At 72.3% G+C, this 18,959-nt stretch carries 10 protein-coding genes and 4 pseudogenes; 6 read left to right on the top strand and 8 right to left on the bottom strand.

The annotated features are described in order from the left end of the window. Positions 1-89 precede the first annotated feature (89 nt). Positions 90-191: pseudogene (locus ACIOFR_RS40410) on the bottom strand (IS481 family transposase); the annotation flags it as partial. A 3,912-nt stretch (positions 192-4,103) separates the two neighbouring features. On the opposite strand from ACIOFR_RS40410, the gene ACIOFR_RS40405 reads away from it, so the two are divergent. Then, positions 4,104-5,057: a response regulator transcription factor gene (locus ACIOFR_RS40405; protein ID WP_401005551.1), complete on the top strand. Its 954-nt coding sequence runs from the start codon at positions 4,104-4,106 to the stop codon at positions 5,055-5,057. Between the two features lie 196 nt (positions 5,058-5,253). Here the strand turns inward: ACIOFR_RS40405 and ACIOFR_RS40400 are convergent, their stop codons facing one another. Next, positions 5,254-5,589 (bottom strand): putative quinol monooxygenase, encoded by a 336-nt coding sequence (locus ACIOFR_RS40400; RefSeq protein ID WP_401005549.1) that lies wholly within the window; start codon positions 5,587-5,589, stop codon positions 5,254-5,256. 662 nt (positions 5,590-6,251) lie between these two features. On the opposite strand from ACIOFR_RS40400, the gene ACIOFR_RS40395 reads away from it, so the two are divergent. Beyond that, entirely contained in the window at positions 6,252-6,635 is a 384-nt protein-coding gene (locus tag ACIOFR_RS40395) for a winged helix-turn-helix transcriptional regulator (RefSeq protein ID WP_401005547.1), read from the top strand. Between the two features lie 122 nt (positions 6,636-6,757). On the opposite strand, the gene ACIOFR_RS40390 is transcribed toward ACIOFR_RS40395, so the two are convergent. Together ACIOFR_RS40390 and ACIOFR_RS40385 are read right to left on the bottom strand one after the other, a co-directional pair. Next, positions 6,758-7,789 (bottom strand): zinc-binding alcohol dehydrogenase family protein, encoded by a 1,032-nt coding sequence (locus tag ACIOFR_RS40390; protein ID WP_401005545.1) that lies wholly within the window; start codon positions 7,787-7,789, stop codon positions 6,758-6,760. Positions 7,790-7,837: 48 nt separating this feature from the next. Next, on the bottom strand, positions 7,838-8,626 hold the full coding sequence (locus tag ACIOFR_RS40385; protein WP_401005544.1) for a glycine betaine ABC transporter substrate-binding protein: 789 nt from the start codon (positions 8,624-8,626) through the stop codon (positions 7,838-7,840). Positions 8,627-9,452: 826 nt separating this feature from the next. On the opposite strand from ACIOFR_RS40385, the gene ACIOFR_RS40380 reads away from it, so the two are divergent. Continuing rightward, entirely contained in the window at positions 9,453-9,965 is a 513-nt protein-coding gene (locus tag ACIOFR_RS40380; protein WP_401005542.1) for a SigE family RNA polymerase sigma factor, read from the top strand. Between the two features lie 462 nt (positions 9,966-10,427). Here the strand turns inward: ACIOFR_RS40380 and ACIOFR_RS40375 are convergent, their stop codons facing one another. Further along, a complete protein-coding gene (locus ACIOFR_RS40375) occupies positions 10,428-12,032 on the bottom strand; it encodes a hypothetical protein (RefSeq protein WP_401005540.1) in 1,605 nt (534 codons plus the stop codon). Beyond that, a complete protein-coding gene (locus tag ACIOFR_RS40370) occupies positions 12,029-12,895 on the bottom strand; it encodes an RNA polymerase sigma factor (protein ID WP_401005538.1) in 867 nt (288 codons plus the stop codon). The genes ACIOFR_RS40375 and ACIOFR_RS40370 overlap by 4 nt, the downstream gene beginning before the upstream one ends. 1,255 nt (positions 12,896-14,150) lie before the next feature. On the opposite strand from ACIOFR_RS40370, the pseudogene ACIOFR_RS40365 reads away from it, so the two are divergent. The 3 genes and pseudogenes from ACIOFR_RS40365 to ACIOFR_RS40355 all read left to right on the top strand — a co-directional run. Then, positions 14,151-14,402, top strand: a pseudogene (locus tag ACIOFR_RS40365) (XRE family transcriptional regulator); the annotation flags it as partial. Between the two features lie 4 nt (positions 14,403-14,406). Continuing rightward, positions 14,407-14,845: pseudogene (locus tag ACIOFR_RS40360) on the top strand (NUDIX domain-containing protein); the annotation flags it as partial. A gap of 662 nt (positions 14,846-15,507) precedes the next feature. Then, positions 15,508-17,835 carry a M4 family metallopeptidase gene (locus ACIOFR_RS40355; protein WP_401005536.1) on the top strand — a complete coding sequence of 776 codons (2,328 nt, stop codon included), beginning with the start codon at positions 15,508-15,510 and terminating at the stop codon, positions 17,833-17,835. Positions 17,836-18,170: 335 nt separating this feature from the next. Here the strand turns inward: ACIOFR_RS40355 and ACIOFR_RS40350 are convergent, their stop codons facing one another. Together ACIOFR_RS40350 and ACIOFR_RS40345 are read right to left on the bottom strand one after the other, a co-directional pair. Continuing rightward, positions 18,171-18,560, bottom strand: coding sequence for a roadblock/LC7 domain-containing protein (locus ACIOFR_RS40350; protein ID WP_401005534.1), 390 nt, complete (start codon positions 18,558-18,560; stop codon positions 18,171-18,173). Next, a pseudogene (locus ACIOFR_RS40345) lies at positions 18,557-18,959 on the bottom strand (hypothetical protein); the annotation flags it as partial. The pseudogene ACIOFR_RS40345 and the gene ACIOFR_RS40350, both read right to left, overlap by 4 nt.

Below are 18,959 nucleotides of genomic sequence, written 5' to 3'. Positions count from 1 at the left end.
TCCCCGGCCCATTCCCCCATTGCCACAAGAAGCAGTCTGGCCCCGCCGCTCACGCGGCGGGGCCAGAACCCAAGATCTTCACGAGCCTTCTAGGTGTTCTGTCCTGTGAGGTTGGGGACGCGGCTGGCGGGTGGTTTGCCTGCGGGTGTGGTGTGTCCGCGGTGGTGATCGTAGGTGTGGAGCCAGGCGGGGTAGGCGTCGCGTCGGGAGGGCGGCGGGTGTCCTGGACCGCTGTCGCCGGGATTGGGGCCGGGCACGGTCAACTGGTCCTGATCGGCTCCGTCGTTCGCCTCCCGGGCGGCCTCGCCGAGGGACCGCGGACACCGGCCGTGGACCGGGCCCGACACCGACGGAGTTTCATCGGCGAGTGGCCTTCAGTCGGTCATGTAGTGGCATATTGCCCGAGTAGCCTCGCCCGCTGGATACGCGCCAAGGACACGGTGGGGGAAGCGGTCTACGTCCGGCTGCTCGGAGCGCTCTCGGCGGATGGTGCGGACGGGGAACGGCGGCGCGGACCGGAGAGATGGCGAGGCCTGCTCGCCTTCCCGCTGCCGCACCTCGGCCGAGCTGCCGCATCGGCCGTCGAGCTGAACGCCAACACCCTTACCATGCCGCGGAGTTCCGGCCCCCGGCTGCGACCCTGCTCGGCGAGGAACACACCGAACGGCACGCCTGCGCCTCGCCACCGCCGCGGACGCCGTTGTCGACGCGACGGTACGTCAGGGCGTCGTCAGCACCACGGGATCGACGGGCTGTGTGGACGAGGATCCACGTCCAGCACGTTCTCGCCGCAGCCGGAACCAACATCGTCCGCCTCAGCCAGCACCGCAACGACGGCTGATCAACCGACCCCCAACGAGGCCAGACCACCCGCTTCCAGCACCTGTGCCAACAACTGAGCGACTGAGCGACGGGTATCGAACCCGTCGCTCATGAAGATCACCAACAGCATCCCGGAAGTGTGCGGCAGCAGGCATCCTCCCGGGGGGTACTCATCTGCAGCTGGCCGAGGCCTCTGCTTCCAGCAGGGCACTGGTGCGGGGGCCGTAGCTGCCCAGCGGGCCGTCGTTCACCTTCCGTGCGGTCTGATACCGGACGAGTACGTTCCTGGCCGTCTTGTCGAAGGCGTCTCCACCGGGGACGCTCCCGCAGTAGATCCGATTCAGGAGTTCCCTCATTCGCGCGACCTCGGGGCCGTGCATTCCGAGTTGGATGACGGCCGGCGGGGCAGTCGTGCTCGGTACGGGTGCCGTGTGGCTGCTGGACGGTGCGGCAGGGGTGGGGACCGGCTTCGGTGTCGGAGCGGAGCTCGTGGCGGGGGCTGGTGTCTGACTCGCGCCGCCTCCGGGAGGTCGACTCGGTACCGGGGTGGGCTGTTTCCGGGTTGCGGAGGAGGACACCGGGGGAACCGTCGTCGAGGCCCGAGGCGTGGGCGGAGCGGATTCCGAGGCCGGAGGCTCCGGCGCAGTGGCCTCGGCCGGCGGGGCCGGCAGCGACTGTTCCCGTCCGTCTCCCGGTGCCGAGGTGAGGGCGAAGGCGAGGGCGGTTCCCAGAAAGGCCAGGCCCGCGCCTGCCGACAGGACACCGCCTCGTGATCTTCGCCGTCTCGGGGCCCGATGTCGGCCGGGGGCGGCATGGACCGGGGCCGGCCGGATGGTGAATTCTCCGAGGTCCGCGCCGGTTGAACCGTCCTGCGTCGCCGGGCGACGCCTCGCGGCATCTCGTCGCGGTTCCCGCTCGGCAGGTGGGGACTGGTCCATCGAGGGAGGGCACCTAGTCGGGTCGGGGACAACCGTCGTTCGAAGGTACGGGCGCACCAGCGACGGTTGGTGGTCCCGCCCATCCGAGTGGACCGCCTCGCCGCCGCCCAGGTCGCAGTGGCAGACCGTGGATCCCCGCAGGGCGCCGCATCCGAGGCAGGGCCGACTCTGCATGTCATGGACCTCATTCGCTGGGCGTGGGCGCTGCCACGGAGAGGGCCCTCACACTCGGCTGCTCCGCGGACAGTGTCCGTCGGCCGACGGAGGGCTGCTGCCGCGACGGGACGGAGGCAAGGACGACGAAGACGGCTGGGGCGGGACCGGTCTGATGGTGTGCGCGATTCCCCGGCAAGACGCGATGGCTGCTCTGCTCTGTAGAGGCCGGGGAGCGTCGCGACTGCCTGCCTGGGCGGTAGTGCCCGGCTCTCCGCTGTGACGGAGAACGGCATGGCGCCACGGTGATCGTACTCAGGGTCGTGGTGGCGGGGCAAGGGACGGGCGGCCCCACCGGGCCGGAGCAGCCGCCTGGCCGGACCGCAGCGGGGCCCGCCGGGGGCCACGCCGCCGCAATGGTGGCCGCCCGAGCGGACCTTGGCTGCCCGGGGCGGGGTACCGGGGCGGCGCGTCAGGGCTGGCTGGGCCCGGACGAGGCGGTGTCGGCAGGGTTCGGGGACACGGTGGGGGACGGCGTGGGCGTCGCGACGGCAGTCGGAGTCCGGCCGGTCGCTGACGGCGCGGACGGGGAAGGCGTCCCTGGTGCGGGCCGGGGACCGCGGGTCGAAAGGGTGGAGCCGGGCCGTTGGGCCGGTGCCGACGGGGCCGGGGGCGGCGCCGTCGTGGAAGTGGAGGCGGCCGATGACGGTGTGTTCGAGGCGTCCGGGGCTGCGCCGTGGCGCGGTCCGGCGGAGGTGCCGGGTGACGGAGTGCCCCGCGCGCTGCTCGTGACGTCGGCGGGCGGAGAGGGCGGTTCGGCGGGGGGTGACTCGCGTAGCGCAGGAGCGTCCGGGGACGTCGAGGTCGAGGGCAGATCGTAGGCAGGAGCGTCGGGCAGGTTGGCGAGCGTGGTGGCGGCGACGGCGGCAGCGGCCGCCCAGAGTGCGGCCCGCCAAGGCCTTCCCCTCCTCGAAGGCGGGTCCACCTGCGTGCGACGGCCGTTCCTCACCGGTCCGGCGGGTCCGGCGGGTCCGCCCACGGTCCCCGCAGGTGGCCGGTCGCCACCGCCGTCCGGGCCGGGAACCTCGGGCCGGCCTTCGGCAGTGAGCACCAGAGGACGGCGGTCGCCGGAAGGTACGGCGGCGCCGTCGAGAGCCGGCCGGCTCGGGGCGAGCGAACACGTCCCGCAGACCGGGCCCCGGACCGAGGGGCTCGGCTGCCCCGCGCCCTTCGGCCGATCGCTGTCGTCCAGGAGCGCTGCCAGACGGGGACAGGTGCGATCAGCTGCGCGCGCAACGCGGGCGAACAGATACTCATCGAGCCGGCCCAGCCTCACCTCGCTCGACAGCACGGCCTTCGTCGGGCAGCCCGGACTCGTCGAGGGCCGCGCGTTCTCCTCCGCCTCCGTCACCGCGCGCAGGGTGGCGCTTCGACACGGTTCGGGCGCGGCCAGCAGGGCTCGAAGGCGCGCAACGTCGTTGCTCATGACCACGGCCGAAGGCTCGACCGGCTGTCGGTCGTGCTGGCGGCTCGGTTCCGCCTTCGGACCGGACGGGCGGCCGGCGCCAGCGGTCTGCCGTGCGGCTGCGCGCCGTTGCGCACCGACGAGGAAGAGTGCCCAGAGGTTGCTCGGGCGACCGGTGGAGCCGACGGCCAGCCAGATGTCCCGGAATGCCTGCGCGGAGCGGTCCCCGGTGGGATTGGGATGTGTCGAGCACCGCAGCGCGAAGGCCAGTGCCGCCGCCTGGTAGCGGCTGCGGTGCTCGTGGTCCTCCCACGGGGGCAGGTTCTCCTGGACGGCTTCGCTCGGGACGAGTTCGGCCCTCGTGACGGCGGACGTGAGGTCGGGTCCTGGCACTGCTCTCCTCCGGGGTGAGGTCCGGCAACGCCGGAGGTCGACCGTCAGCTGTTCGTGTGGGATCGCTGATCGGGTGTCCCGCCGGGTGCGTGTTGGACGGTTGGTGTGTGCTGAGAGCCGCGCCCGGGGACTGCGTCTCGCTGTGTTGCCTACTCGTGACTTCGGCTCTGCCCGGGTCCGGCTGACCCCGGGGCGTCCGGCCGGCGGAGGCCGCCGCCCATGTCCCGCAGCGGCGGGCTCGAAGTCCTTTCCTGGCGCCGACCACCCAGGAGTTCGCACCGGCAATCGGGGCTCCTGATTCGGAATGCGCGCCCAGGGGGAAGGCGCTCCGGGTGGACGGCTGGCTGGCCCTCCTCACCGGCGACACCGCAGGGGGTGAGCTGCGCGCCGTCCAGTGCGATGACCTCGCCCTGGCTCTGGACCATTCGGCCGGCCGCGCGGACGCCGACCAACTGGCCGGTCTCGCCGCACTCGTCCACGATGACTTCGAGCTGGCGACCGCCCTCCTGCAGAGGGCGCTGGAGCGCTACCGCACCCTCGGCCTCGCGGGCGAGGTCTGGAGCACCCTCCACCTCCTCAGCCTCGCCTCCTGCTTCCCGGGAGACGGACGAGCCCAGTCCCTGATCTCCGAGGGTCTCGCACTGTCCGAGGCCAACGGGGTGGCCCCGCTGCGGCTTCACGCCCTGGGGGTCCTCGCCCTGCGGTACTGGATGGAGCAGGACGACAGACAGGCCGTCGGAGTGCTGCGCGAGTGCCTCCGCAGCCTCCGGTCGGGCGGAGATCAGGTGCTGGTGGGGCAGTGCCTCGAAGTGCTGGCGTGGGCGAGGGCGCGAGCAGGCCGGCACGAGGAGGCCGCGAAACACCTGGGCGCCGCACAGCGCCTGCGACGGGAGTTCGGTTCGCCTTTCGCAAGCCTCGGCCGGACGACCGTTCACCACGCGGCGTGCGAGGATCTCCTGCGAAGCGCTCTGGGAGACTCCGCCTACGAAGCTCACGTCCGGACCGGGGCCGCGTCGACGCCGGAACAGGCCGTCGCGCTGGCGCTCCCCCGCTCACCGGCCCACGCGAACACACCGTCCCAAGCCCCGCCGCCCGCGCTCACCCGGCGCGAGCCGGAGATCGCCCTGCTGCTGCGGCAGGGGCTCTCCGACAAGCAGATCGCGGCACGCCTGGTGATCTCACCGCGCACAGCCCGGGGCCATGTGCAGCGGATCCTACGCAGGCTGGGCTTCACCCGCCGCACCCAGGTGGCGACCTGGATCCAGGACCGAAGCCGTCCGAGCTGACATGCCCCCCGCTCGGCACCCCCTCGTGACGACTCGGAAGCACCACCGGGAGCGGCCGACGACCGCGCACGCCCCGACCGACCGCGGATCGTCATCCTGCGGCCGGGCGGCCGCCCCGCCCCTTGGGCTCCTCCGGCGGGGTGCCGGAAGGGCGGGGCGGCCGCCCGGTGGCCTGCTGGCGCGCAGGTCCGTCGCGTCAGCCGGACGCGGCCACCCGGACAGGCGGGACCTCACGCAGGCGGGTCAGCCGGATCGGTTCCTCCAACAGTTCCCCGAACCGGGCCGCGAACGCCTGGAAGTGCGGCGTCGCCATGTGGAAGTCGAGTGCCTCCTGGTCGGCCCAGGTCTCACGCACGTAGAACGTGCCGGGCTGCTCCTGAAGTTCGAACAGCGTGTAGTCGAAACACCCCGGCTCGGCCCGGGACGGTTCGATCAGCTCAACCAAGGCGTTCTGCAGCGCCTCACGCTGTGACGGCCTTGCCGTCACCCTCGCAAGGGCGATGAGGGGGTGGGAAAGGGGTGCACGGGACACGTGTATCTCCTTGACGAGGGCTCAGCACGACCGGCCCGGCAAGTCGGCGGTCCTGCCGAGGTGCCGGAACTCCCCGCGGGCCGCGTGTCATCGATGACTTCGGCTCGATCGGGGAATGGCAGAGGGCCGGAATCGGGTCGGACGGCCGGTGCCGACGGGGGCACGGGCTCCGACGAATCGGACGTCGTCCAGGGCGTCGCCGACCGGCGGCAGAGCCGACGGCCCGTAGGCGATCGTCCATGTGGAGGACTCTACGGGGCCTCCGCCGGTTACCTGCAAGGACTGCTACTTCCCGATGGGTACCACGGAGATCCGGCACAGGATCCGGTCCGCGGTCGCCGCCCCGAGCCTCAGCCGGTCGGGGCTCGGTGTCCGCACGCCCGGTCGGTTCCGCCACGACGGGTGACCGGCCGGGCACCGGCGGCAAGGCGGCATCCGTCACCCCGGGGCCCGGGTCCGGGCCGTCCTGCGCGTGTGGTCGAGCCGGCGGCGGCGGCGGACCCCGCCGTACCGCGTCCTGCGCTCCTCGGGGGCCGCTGGTGGTCGCCGCTCCGGTCGGCCCGGCGGGAACCGGAACCCCGTCGCTCCCGGACAACAGCATGAATATAATGCACCTCAAGGGAGGCTACTTCCCCGTAGGAAGTCCAGTGAGGAGCGGTCCAATGGTGACGGAATGCGCGACCGGCCGACACGACGACCACGACGTCTACGCAGCCCAGTGCCCCTGCCGAGCCATGCTCGACCTGCTGGCCAACAAGTGGTCCGCCCTGGCCATCGGGGCCCTCGAAGACGGCCCGCGGCGCTTCGGGGAACTCCAACGATGCCTCCAGGGCGTCAGTCCCAAGGTGCTGACCCAGACCCTGCGCCGCCTGGAGGACGCCGCCCTGCTGACCCGCACCGTCTACCCCGCGGTGCCACTGCACGTGGAGTACGCCCTCACCGCACTCGGCCACAGCGCAGCCGTCCCGCTGAGCCTGCTGCGCACCTGGGTCGAGGACAACATCGACAGCGCCGCCGCCGACCCGTGCCACCGCCAGGACGCCTGATGGGAGCCGCCGGGTTGTAGAAGACTCGGTGCCGCAGCCGCCAGGCGGGGCCGGTGCGGTCACCTGCCGGACTCGGCCCGACGGCGGCGGGCGCCGCCGTCGGGGGAGAGCGTGCGCCGAGGTCAGAAACCGGTGAGGGTGGTCTTGCCGATGCTGGTGCCGCTTTCCTGGACACGGTGGGCTTCGCGGAGGTTGGCGGCGTTGACGGGCCCGAGGTCCTGCGTGGCTGTGGTGGTGACGATGCCGGCGTCCGTCAGCCGGGCGATCTGGGTGAGGATGTGGTGCTGCATCACCTGGTCGGGAGTCTGGAACATCGAGCGGGTGTACATGAACTCCCAATGGAACGAGATGCTCTTGGCCTTGAGCACGCCGATGGGCAGAGAACCGAAGTCGTCGATCGCCACGATGCGTCCGAACGGGTTGAGAGCCTCGGCGTACGCTTCGAGGTTGCGGTCGGTGCCGGTGGTGCTGAAGACGTAGTCCAGGCCGCCGGGCGCCACCTCGGCGAGCTGGGGGCCGAGCGGCCTGGTGTGGTCGACGATGTGCCGGGCTCCCATCCGGCGAGCGAACTCGGCCGACTGAGGGCGGGAGGCGGTGCCCACCACGGTCAGACTGGTCAGTGCACGCGCCAACTGGGCGACGATGGAGCCGACACCGCCGGCGGCGGCCGTGACCAGCAGGGTGCCGGTCTGCTCCAGGGCGCCGCTGCGCAGGCCCAGGCGTTCGAAGAGGCCTTCCCAGGCGGTGAGCGCGGTCAGCGGCAGTGCCGCGGCTTCGGTGAAGGTGAGTGTCGCGGGCTTCCGGGCGGCCAGACGCTCGTCCACCGCGTGGTAACGGGAGTTGGCTCCAGGCCGGTCCAGAGCCCCGGCGTAGTAGACCTCGTCACCCACCGCGAACAGCTCGACCTCCGTGCCGACTGCGACGACGGTGCCGGCTGCGTCCCAGCCCAGCACCTTGGGCTCTCCTGCCGGGTCGACGTTCTGACGGATCTTGTAGTCCACCGGATTGAGTGCGATGGCCTCGATGCGGACCAGGAGATCGCGTGGACCGGGGGCCGGGACGGGCAACTCGATGTCGATCAGGCTCTCGTCGTGGTCGATCGGCAGGCTTTCGCGGTAGGCGACGGCCCGCATCGTCGTCGGGATCCGGCTCATGGGGGTCTCCTTGGGGTGACGTGGTCGGGAGTTGAGGGTGTGGCGCGGTTACGGCAGCAGGCCGGGGTGGGTGGCGAGGTAGCGGTCGGCCGCCTGGAGGGGGGTGAGGCCGTCGGCGTTGATGAGGGTGTCGAGTTCCTCGATGCCGTCGTTGCCGAGGTACAGGGTGTCCATCCGCGCGACGGCCTCGGGGTGGATGCGCCGGAGCGCGTCCCTGCGGACGACCGGGCTGGCCGTGTCCACGGTGCCCAGCAGGCCCCTGGGCTCAGTCAGCGGACGCAGGCCGTGGCTGCGGTTGAGGTACTGGGGACGCCACAGCGGGATGACGAACCACTCCTGCCGGGCGATGCCGCGTTCGACGCGAGCGGTGAAACCGGCCTCCGTGCCGGGAACGAAGCGGTAGCCGGCCCGGTCCAGCCCGTACCCGCCGATCACGGCGGCGGAGAAACGGCTGATCCCCGCACCGGGGTTGATGCCGTCGACCGTACGCGTCATCCGTGCGGCCACCTCGGGCCGGGCGAGGTCGGCCACCTTGGAGACCATCACGGGAACGTACGGGGGCACGGCCCAGAGGCAGTACGGCCTGTAGTAGGGCGCCAGGATGCGGACCTGGTCGCGGTAGGCGGACAGGTACGTGTCGTGGCTGGACGGCAGCCAGGCACAGACCAGCACGTCGATCCCGCCGCCTGCCTGACGGCGGAACAGCTCCTCGTGCGGGGCCTCGACGACCGTCACCTGGTGGCCGTACGCCTCCAGGACCCGCTGCGTAACGGCCGCCGCGGCGCGGTGGAAGGACAGGGCGATGGTGCCCAGGGTGATGGGAACGGGCGAGTTCACGGGGAAGGGCTCCTTGCCTGTGGGACGGCCGGTGTACTGAGCGGCCGTTCAGGCCGGCGCTGTGGTCGGTGCGTCCGAGACCGCCGGCAGCGGCAGGGACATCGGCCTCCCGGGCGGTACGGGGATGGCGAGGCCGACGGCCCCGGCCTCGGCGGCGATGGACGTGGCCTGCCTGGGCCGTGGCGATGAAGAAGGGGCAGAACTGCAAGCCATGAGCGGTCCGCTTCGCTGACGTGGGTGTCGGGCCGGCCCGTCGCTTCCGGGCCTTCACGAAAGATAGGCAACAGGTAGTGGTTACCCGCAAGCGCCACTACTACCCGATGGGTACTACTGCCCGCGCCGCTAGGTACGGGGCCGTGCGGGTTCAGGCGCAACGTCCGGATGGCACGTGGAGGTGGTCGTCGAGGCCCCCGGTGCCGGTCGGCGCGGGCTTCTTCGAGCCGTCCGCGTTGGAGCCTGCGTTCGGCGAGGAGCGCGCGGCAGCGGTGACGACGGACGGCTGGGCCACGGCCAGGGAGTCGAAGCGGCACCACCACAACGGCCTCCGGAGTTCCGGATACAGGTATCCATCAGGTAATTGCGGCCCTTGCGGGTGACTGTACGTCAGCGGATACGGTCGACTGGATCAGCAGGGACGAAACCGGGCGCTTCTCGCGGTCTTCTGCACGAGGGCCGACGATGTCCACGAGGTGGATGGCGTGGTGGGTCGGGAATGCGTCGGTGGTCCGGAGGTTCCGGGGGCGGCCAGGACTGGACCCGCGCCGGCGGTGGTCCCGCTTCCACGTTCGTCACCGCCAGACGGGAACACCATGCACAGGGCAGGGCGATGAAGGACACGACAGCAGACTTCGAGGAGTTCGTCGCCGTCCGCAGCCCCCGGCTGCTGAGGGCTGCGTGGCTGCTGACAGGCGACCCCCACCTCGCCGAGGACCTGTTGCAGATGACACTGGCCCAGGTCTGGCCGAAGTGGGACCGGATCGCCGGCGGCAGAGAGGCGTACGTCCGCAGAGCCCTTGTCAACTGTCACGGCTCGTCGATGCGCAGACGCTGGCACCGAGAGGTCCCGTACGGCGATCTGCCGGACCGGCCGGACCAGCACGATGTCTTCGACGAGGTCCTCACCAGCGCCACGGTGTCCCGCGCGGTTCGGGCGCTGGCACCCCGCCGGCGGGCGGTGGTGGAACTGCGCTACTACGAGGACCTGAGCGTCGGGGAGACCGCGGCCACCCTCGGCTGCTCCAAGGGCACCGTCAAGAGCCAGACCTTCAAGGCCCTGTACTCGCTGCGCGGTCTGCTTCCGGAGCACGACCCGGCCACCGCCGCGGGGCGTGACGACTGAGCGGACCCGGAGCGGGAGCCAAGGATCCTGCCGCGCCGCCCGGCCGATCGGGCCGTGTCCGAGGCGGGGCTCCGGCGGCCGGTGGCGACGCCGGGCCCGGGTGTCGCCTCAGCGCCCTGGTCACGGCGCTGCTCGATCCGCCGGCCGGCCCTCGAACCCCGCATGCCACCACCCCGGCACGAGGCCGCGGCAACGCCCGACACGTCCACGGAAGGGCCCTGGCGGCCGGCGCCGGTGCGTCGGTGCGGGCGGGGGCGATGACCTCCTCGGCCTCGGGGCGGGCGGTGGTGACACGTCGGCCCGCGCAGCAGGCGCGCCCGGGATCGCCGGGAACGGCGTCGGACCTCGCAGGGCCCCACCGCCGGGCCGCAACGGGCTCCGGCCGCGGTACGGCCCGCAGGGGAACCGGGCGCGACGGCGCACCGGACGGCCCGGCATGGCGTCGAGTGGAACGCACGGGCCTCAGCAGTCCGGATTCGCGGCCCTCCGCTCAAGTGCCGCCCGGGTCTGCGGGCCGTACAGGGTCTGCGTGCGCTCCTCCCCCCGGATGTTGAAATCGCGTTGGAAGCTCATCAGAACCGCCGCGGTGGCCTCGTCGAAACGGCCCTGGGTGAACGACACGCCGATACGGTTGCAGGCGGCCCTGAGCAGCAGACGCTGCAACGCCAGCACGTCGTCCCCCTGGTCCCCACGACGCAGGACTCCGGGGGGAGAGGGGGTGGGCGAGGGAGGCGGAGGCGGCACGACGACGGTCGGCGAGGACCGGGTGCTGACGGTCGGTGAGACCGGGGCCGTGGAAGCCGGCGTGCTGGGGCCGGACCGGATCGGGTTCGCGGAAGGGGACCCGCGGTCCGCCGGACCGGTCGGCGACGGCAGCACAGAGGCGGCCGGAGGAGTCGGAGAGCCACCGGGGGACGCCGGTCCGGTGAACGGCCTCGGCACCGGCGGCGCGCTGCCGGCCGCGTCGGTCGGAGATTTCGCCGGTGCCAGCGCCAGACCGACAGCGAGCGCCGCTGCCCCCAGCCCGGCCGCGCCGACGGCTGCTCTCCGGTGTGTCCGGGAGAGGCTCACGGACTTCTCGCGACGGTGCCGCCGGCTTCCGCTCCCGGCTGGGGAAGCGCGCGGAACGTCATGGTCCACGATCGTCGGCCGCGGGGCGCCGTCCACCGCTGCCGGAGCCGGTCGCTGCCGAGCGCCGGGGCCCGCATCGGGGACCGCGGCGGGGGAGGAGAGCCGGAGCAAGGTCCCCTCCCGCAGGGCCTCGGTGTCCCACCGGTGGATGGCGCGCAGATCGGCCAGCGCGCGGGCGCAGGTGCCGCAGCCGGACAGATGGCCCGTCAGCTCCGGGCACGGCGTGTCGCCGTCGAGGCCGTCGACCAGGCGGGCCGCCAGATGCCGGCACCGGCGGTACGGCACCCCGACGGTGTGGGCCCGCAGATAGGCGTTGAGGAGTTCCTGCTGCGTTCGGCGTTCCGGTACTCGAAGCGCCTGCCGCGCCGGCGGGGTCCCGGGCGCCGCAGCCAGGCTGAGCCACACCTCGACAGCCGCCGGCCCGGGCAGCCTGTGGAGCGCGTGAAGGAGGGGACAGTCCTCCTCGGCCGCGGCGATCACCGAGGCGAAACTCTCCTGTGCTCCCTTCCGCCGATGCAGCCAGCCGAGGAAGTCGGCCGACAGGTCGCCGGTCCGCCGGTCATCGGCCCGTTCGGCGGCCAGGCGCCGCAGCTCGCCCAGAAGGCACAGGACCCAGCTCACGCCCGGCGCGTTGCCGCGCTGGAAGACGTCGAGCGTCCGGTTGAGGGCCTCGACGAGCAGCACCTCGGCACACTGCTCGTCCCTGCACAGGGCGCGGGCGTAGGCGAGCAGTGCGCCGCCGTGCCTGCGCAACAGTTCCTCGGCTGCGGCCTGCCGTGTGAGCGCCGACAGGAGGAGGTCGCCGAGCCCGGAATCGGTGAGGGACCCGACTGCGGCGGCGTGCGGTCCTCCGCGACGTGAACCGCCCGCGGAGCGGGCACCGTCCACCGGCGTGCCATCGGCTCTTGCGCTTCCGGGCGCCCGGTCGACGGTCACCGCGCGGCACGAGCCCGGCCGGGAGCGGGCGCCGGGGAACTCCCGCCCACCCGTGGCAGCGCCGCGGCTGTGGCAGCGTCCTCGGCCACCGCGTCGACCGAGCAGGACACGGACGCCGTCCCGACTGTCACCGGGGCCTCCGCGGCGGTGGCCTCGGCGCCGTCACTACTGACGGGTACAGGCCCGAGGAGTGCCGTCCCCGCGAGCCGCAGGTGCTGGTTGACCTCGCGCATCTCCTCGTAGCAGTGCCGGCACTGCGCACAGTCTTCGAGATGACGGATCAGGAGCCTGGACTTCCTCCGTGCGGGGCGGCGGGCGAGCGGTTTGAGCTGGTCGGTGTAGGCCAGGCATTCGGCGGAGGTCGTGCCGCGCAGATGTGCCGCGAGATAGGCCTGGCGCAGACCCTCGTGGGCACGCGCGACCAGCGACGAGGCGCCACTGGCGGTCAGTCCGAGCAGACGGGCGACCTCCTCCGTCGGCCGTTCCTCCACCACCGAGTACCGGAGAGCCGCCCGCCACCGGTCCGGCAGGGTGTCGTAGCCGGCGAGGACCAGGTCGAGCTCGACGGCAGACACGAGGATCTGATCGGGCGACAGCACAGGACTGTTCCGGTCGGCCCACAGTCCGACGTCGGGGGTTAGAAGGGTGCGGCGCTCGGCGCTCGCCCAGGCCGCAGCGGTGTTGCGGACGACCCTCAAGAGGTAGGGGCGCCAACTTCCGGTCGGACCGCTGCCCGACCGGACCGCCGCGAGCGTGCAGGTGAAGGCCTCGCTGGCGAGGTCCTCGGCTGTGACCGCAGTCGTACCGAGGGAACGGGCGTGGGCGAGCGTCGCTCTGTGATGGCGCGCGTACAGCACCGCCACGACGTCGTCCTCCCCCAGCCGCAGGCGTTCCGTCAGTTCTCGGTCGTGCTCGGACTCCGCCCCGGCGCGTGGCGTGGCGCGCTCGTCAGGTGTCCGCCCGCTGTCGGTACGCGGAACTGCTGGGGGACCGGACCTGTCGGGGCCCGGGGATGAGAGGTGGGGCATGGTGGTCCTTGACCGTGTGCGGTGATCTGACGAGTCGGGGATGCTCCGGGCCGGGCCGTGTGCCGACCCCAGGAGCCGGCGCGGCCCGAAGGCCGAGCCCCGCTGTCGGCAGCGGGGCACCGGGCACGCGGCGTGACATCGCGAACTCCCCCGAATGCGAGTTGACTTGCACAGAGAGAGGGGCGGCCGGAGTCCGGCTCCCGCGGCGTTGCCCGATCGTTACCGGATCGGGCGGCGGCGCGGCGACGGCGTCCTCGGCCACCCGCGCGCCGCCACCGGCCGCTGCCGGCCAGGACGATGGCCGGAACAACAGCCGTCGGAGATCACCCCACCGGCACGCCGGCCGGCCGCCGGTGGCGGGACCCACGTCACTCACGTGCGCCGACCTTCCCGAAGAGGCCCTCAGAAGCCCTTCCAGGCGCGCCCGCACATCACCCGAGGCCGGCCGGCGCGCCAGAACCGGCCCGGGACCGCGGAGGGGCCCGGCGAGGTCGATGAGAGGGCTACCGATCCGCTCGGCGTGTTCGCGGTGGACGGAGGACCCGGAACACCTCGTCGCGGGAGCGAGTCCGGCGTGGGACGAGGTGGGCGGCGCGAACGCGCCCGCGGCGACCACCGCCAGAGCCGCCAGGGCCGTCGCCCGGACGCGGTAGCCGTAGTCGACGTTTTGCACCCGGAGCTGTTGCGGGGTGGCTTCGACGATCCGGACGGCGACGGGGTCTGGGCGGCCGGGCAAGGACAGCAGCCAGTCCTGGGCCAGGTAGCTCAGCCCCATGCGGTCCAGGCACTGGCGGGCGTGACGCTCGGTGGTGGGTGCGCCAAGCGGGCGGCCAAAGACGGTGACCGGGGTGAACAGAAGCGGGTTGTCGTCGACCGGGCGCAGGTGGCCGAGGATTTCGCCGTCCTCAAGGCGGCGGTGGCGGGACCAGTGGGCGGCGGGACACCTCGGGCGAGTAACCCGGCCGCCTCCACCCGCACCACCTCGCGGCGCCGACGGCCTTTCGCTGTCAGCCCGCCCCCGTCCGAATGCCGCATACCAACGGCATAGCGCGCAGATGACCGACAGTCAGCTGAACGAACAGGCCAATCACCTCGAAGCACCGAAGTCAGTAGCGAGCGCGCCGCCGAAGGATGCGCAGTCCGGATCGCCCTCGGCGACGGCGACAGCGAGAACGTCAAGCAACGAGGGGAGGAAGAGAGGCCCGGCCATGGCTGGGGGGTCATTGCCTTCGGAGCACCGGTCCGGCATCTGAGGAGGACCGGCGCCGGGAGGCTGTTCGAAACCTACGCTTCGAGCTTCGATGCGGTGTGGGACGCCGCCCTACGGGTTGGGGAGAGCTGATCAGGTGGCACGCACCGAGTTCTACGACGACCCCGACGCGTCGAAGCCAAACCGGCCGGGAGTGGCAGCGTCCGCAGCGGTGACCGATGACGAAGGGCGCATCCTGCTTCAACGACGCACCGACAACGGTCCGTACGCGCTGCGGGGCGGCACGACGGATCTCGGCGAGTCGCTTCCGGAACGGCCGTTCGGGAGTTCCGTGAGGAGACCGGCCTCGACGTAGAGATCACTGGACCCGTCGGCACGTACACCGATCCGCGACACGTGATCGCCTACTCGGACGGCGAAGTGCGACAACGGTTCAACGTCTGCTTCACCGCGCGCATCACGGGCGGCGAACTCCGGATCTCCAACGAGTCAACCGATCTCCGGTTCGTAGCTCCGGACGACATTGGAGACCTGACGACATCGGAGACCTGCCAATGCACCACACCCAGCGACTCCCGCCGGGCGGAGTCCCGGGAGGCCGGTGCCCGGGCCGATGCGGACGCGCGGCTTGCTGCCGTGCCGCGTCGTCCGTCTCCGACTCCCGGCGGCCCCGGATCCGCTCGGGTTGGGTTGGCGGGCGATCAGTTCTTCGAGGGCGCGCAGGGGCATGGGGGCCGGAGCCCGGTGAGTGGCGGCACGATTCAGCCGATGCTGGTCTTCGACGGTGGCGGGTTCCAGCACAGGTCGGGAACTCGGACTGCGCCGGGCGACGGACGCAGGCGCAGCTCACCTGTGGTTCCACCAAGGCCCGGTGGGCTGGGGGGTGGCTGGAAAATGCCGATTCGAGCCACAGAAGGGTCCATGTTCAAACAGCATTCCGAACTTGATGGCTAAGATTCGAACATCTTCCCCGAAGTCCTTCTCGGGGGATCGGGATGTTGCGCGCCGTGTTCATGTGGCCCCCTGTCGCTACCCACCCGAGTGACGTGTGGGCACGTACGTGTCATGAACATGGCTATCGCTCCTCCTGTACGACACACCCCGCACCGTCCAGAGCCGCAGCGGCCCGCCAGGCATCCCACCCGACGCATGACCGGCCGGCCGCCCACTGCGCCGCACCCGCGCGGCGCAGACCCACACCCGTCCGTACCCGCGGACGGCAGGCAAAGGAGTGCCCGTGTCCCGCCAAGCTCCCGTGCACAGTCTCGCCGCACTCGCCGTCACCACCGTCCTGCTGGTGACCGGCGCCCCGACGGTCACCGCGCAGGCGGCACCCGTCGGCCCGGCGGTGGCACCCGCGTCCGGCCGGAGCGCCGCCATGACTTCGGCCGACCAGCAGGCCGCCACCGTCGCCCAACGCCTCGGGCTCTCCGCCCGGGAGAAGCTTGTCGCCAAGGACGCCGTCCTCGACGCGGACGGCACCCGGCACCTGCGCTACGAGCGGACCTACGCCGGGCTCCCGGTCCTGGGTGGGGACCTGGTGGTGCACCAGGCGCCGGACGGGACCCTGCGCGGTGTCGACCGCGCCTCCAACGCCCCCCTGGCCGGACTCGGCACCTCTCCCGCGATCGATGCTGCAGGGGCGCAGGCCGCAGCGCTCGACGCCCGGCCCGGTGCCACGGTCGGCCGGTCACCGCGGCTCGTGGTCTGGGCGGCCGACGGCGCCCCGCGCGTGGCGTGGGAGACCGTGATCGCCGGCACGGCCCCCGACGGCGGCCCGAGCAAGCTGCACGTGATCACCGACGCGGCCGAGGGCGAGGTGATCCGGACCTTCGAGGGCGTGCAGACCGGCACGGGCCACGGCGTCCACGTCGGCGAGGTCCCGATCGGGACCACACCGACGGACTCGGGGTACCAGCTCAAGGACGGAGCCCGCGGTGGAACCTACACCACCGACATGGGCAACGGCTCGACCGGTGGCGGGTCCGTCTTCACCCGGGCCACCGACGGATGGGGCGACGGCCTGCCGTCCAACCGCGAGTCGGCGGCGGTCGACGCCCACTTCGGCGTCGCGGCCACCTGGGACTACTACAAGAACACCTTCGGCCGCGAAGGCATCCGCGGCGACGGGGTCGGCGCGTCCAGCCGGGTGCACTACGGCCGTTCGTACGTCAACGCGTTCTGGGACGACGACTGCTTCTGCATGACCTTCGGCGACGGCGACGGCGACTCCCACCCGCTGACCGCCATCGATGTGGCGGGCCACGAGATGACCCACGGCGTCACCGCGGCCACGGCCGGCCTCGTCTACGCCGGCGAGTCCGGCGGGCTGAACGAGGCCACCAGCGACATCCTCGGAACCATGGTGGAGTTCTACGCAGACCTGCCGGCCGACAGCCCCGACTACCTGATCGGCGAGAAGATCGACATCCGCGGCGACGGCACGCCGCTGCGCTACATGGACAAGCCGTCCAAGGACGGCGCCTCGGCCGACTACTGGTACCGCGGCCTCGGAGGACTGAACGTCCACTACTCCTCCGGTGTCGCCAACCACTTCTTCTACCTGCTCTCCGAGGGCAGCGGCGCGAAGACCGTCAACGGCGTCGCGTACGACAGCCCGACGTACGACCACTCCACGCTCACCGGGATCGGCCGGGACAAGGCCGCCGCCATCTGGTACCGGGCGCTGACCACCTACATGACCTCCACCACCGACTACGCCGCCGCCCGTAACGCGACCCTGCGCGCAGCCGAGGACCTGTACGGCGCCGGCGGCAGCGCGTACGCTGCCGTCGCCGCCGCATGGACCGCCGTCAACGTCGGAGCCGCCCTGCCCGCCGCACCCACGGTCACGCATCCCGGCGACCAGGTCACCGCGCTCGGCGCCGCGGTCGACCTGCTGATCCCGACCGTGGGAGGCCCCGGCGCGCCGACCTACTCCGCGGACAACCTGCCGGCCGGCCTGTCGATCGACGCCGCCACCGGAAGGATCACCGGCGCACCCAGTGCGGTCGGATCGGCGACCGTGACGGTGACCGCCGCGTTCACCTCGGGCGCGACCGCGAGCACCGAGTTCACCTGGGCCGTCACCGACGGCACCGGGCCCTGCCCCTCGGCGCAGTTGCTCGGCAACGCCGGCTTCGAGAGCGGCGGGGCGTCGCCCTGGACGGCGACAGCCACCGTGGTCGACGGCGGCCCCGGCCAGGCAGCCCACGGCGGCTCGTGGAAGGCCTGGCTGGACGGCTACGGTTCCGCCCACACGGACACCGTCTCGCAGACGGTCACCATCCCGGCGGGCTGCAGGGCGACACTGGGGTACTGGCTGCACATCGACTCGGCCGAGACCACCTCGTCCGTCAAGTACGACCGGCTCACCGTCACGGCGAACGGCCATGACCTGGCCGCCTACTCGAACCTGGACCGGGACGGCGGCTACACGCGGCGCACCGTGGACCTCTCGGCCTACGCCGGGCAGAGCGTCACCCTCGTGTTCACCGGCCGGGAGGACACCTCGTTGCAGACCAGCTTCGTCATCGACGACGTCGACGTCGAGATCGGCGGCTGACCACATCGCACCCGCGGCCGACCTGAACCGGGAGGCCACGTTCGACGGAGCACCGCAGGGGCCGGGCGGCACCAAGACCAGCCGCCCGGCCCCTGCGGATGTCCACCCCGGGCCGCCGCGGCCGGCGTTCGGCAGGCCCCGACCGGTGTCGTCGCCCAGCGACAACCGGCGGGCATGCCCCCGGATTCGGACGGGGTGGGGAGGGCAGACCGGCGAGAGAGCATGTGGCGCTATGGCCGTGCGAGGGGCCAGTGCACGGCGCTCGCGTCGTCGTGGGAGGGCCGGCCAGTCCCGGCGTGGCCATCCCACACCGGCCCGGACTTCGGAACTACGGGTCAGACCGTGGGAACCATCCCGAGCAGTTCGCTCAGTCGACGGACCGTGGCGGGCGCCTCGCGGTGCAGGCCGGCGATGTCGAGTCCCTCGTCGCCAAGGATCATCAGCAGCGCCTGCGTCCCGATCGCCAGCACCACGACGTAGCCGCCGTTGCAGCGGCTGACCACGTCTCGCAGGCCGCCCAAGCCGAACTCGCCCGCGGTGCGCCGGCCGAGGCCGAGCATGGCGGCCGACAGTGCGGCGGCCGACTCGGGGTGGACGGCGGCCGTGTCGGCGGCCACCAGCAGGCCGTCGGCGGTGGAGATGACACTCTCGGAGATGCCCATGACCCGGTCACGGAGGGACTTCAACTCGTCGACGAGGACGGCGGTCGGTGTCTGGCTGCTCATGGTGTGCTCTTCTCGGTCGTCTCTGTCGTCTCGGTGCGCTCGGCGCGGTGTTCGTTCGGTGGAGCGCCGGAGGCGGCCGCTGCTCCATCGGAGGGGGCGGGCAGGTCACCGGGGCCGTCGGTGCCGCCCGGACTCCCCGCGCCGCGTCCGGCGGGGACGCCGGGGACGCCGGGGACGCGGCGCGGCAGCGGCCCGGTTCCAGCCGGCAGCAGCGGCTCACCCGGTGGGGTGCGCGGCGCCACGCTCGGTGCCATGGCGGCCGGGTGAGTCGCCTCCCGGTGGAGCAGGTTTCGGGAGTCCATCCGGACGATGTCGAGGAGAACCGCGAACACGCCGCGTCCCAGGGCGAATCCGATGTCGCGCGCGGTGCGCCGGCCGGTGGCGGCGGTCAGGATCTCC

Source organism: Kitasatospora sp. NPDC088346 (genome assembly GCF_044740765.1).
Taxonomy (GTDB): domain Bacteria; phylum Actinomycetota; class Actinomycetes; order Streptomycetales; family Streptomycetaceae; genus Kitasatospora.
Note: the sequence above shows the minus strand (reverse complement) of the source record. Positions and strands in the feature narration are given on the sequence as shown.

What these genes read in the sequence shown, in the direction of transcription:
- ACIOFR_RS40395 (WP_401005547.1), top strand. Translation starts at nt 6,252, where the DNA reads ATGGTGACGGAATGCGCGACCGGCCGACACGACGACCACGACGTCTAC.
- ACIOFR_RS40390 (WP_401005545.1), bottom strand. Translation starts at nt 7,789, where the DNA reads ATGAGCCGGATCCCGACGACGATGCGGGCCGTCGCCTACCGCGAAAGC.
- ACIOFR_RS40380 (WP_401005542.1), top strand. Translation starts at nt 9,453, where the DNA reads ATGAAGGACACGACAGCAGACTTCGAGGAGTTCGTCGCCGTCCGCAGC.
- ACIOFR_RS40350 (WP_401005534.1), bottom strand. Translation starts at nt 18,560, where the DNA reads ATGAGCAGCCAGACACCGACCGCCGTCCTCGTCGACGAGTTGAAGTCC.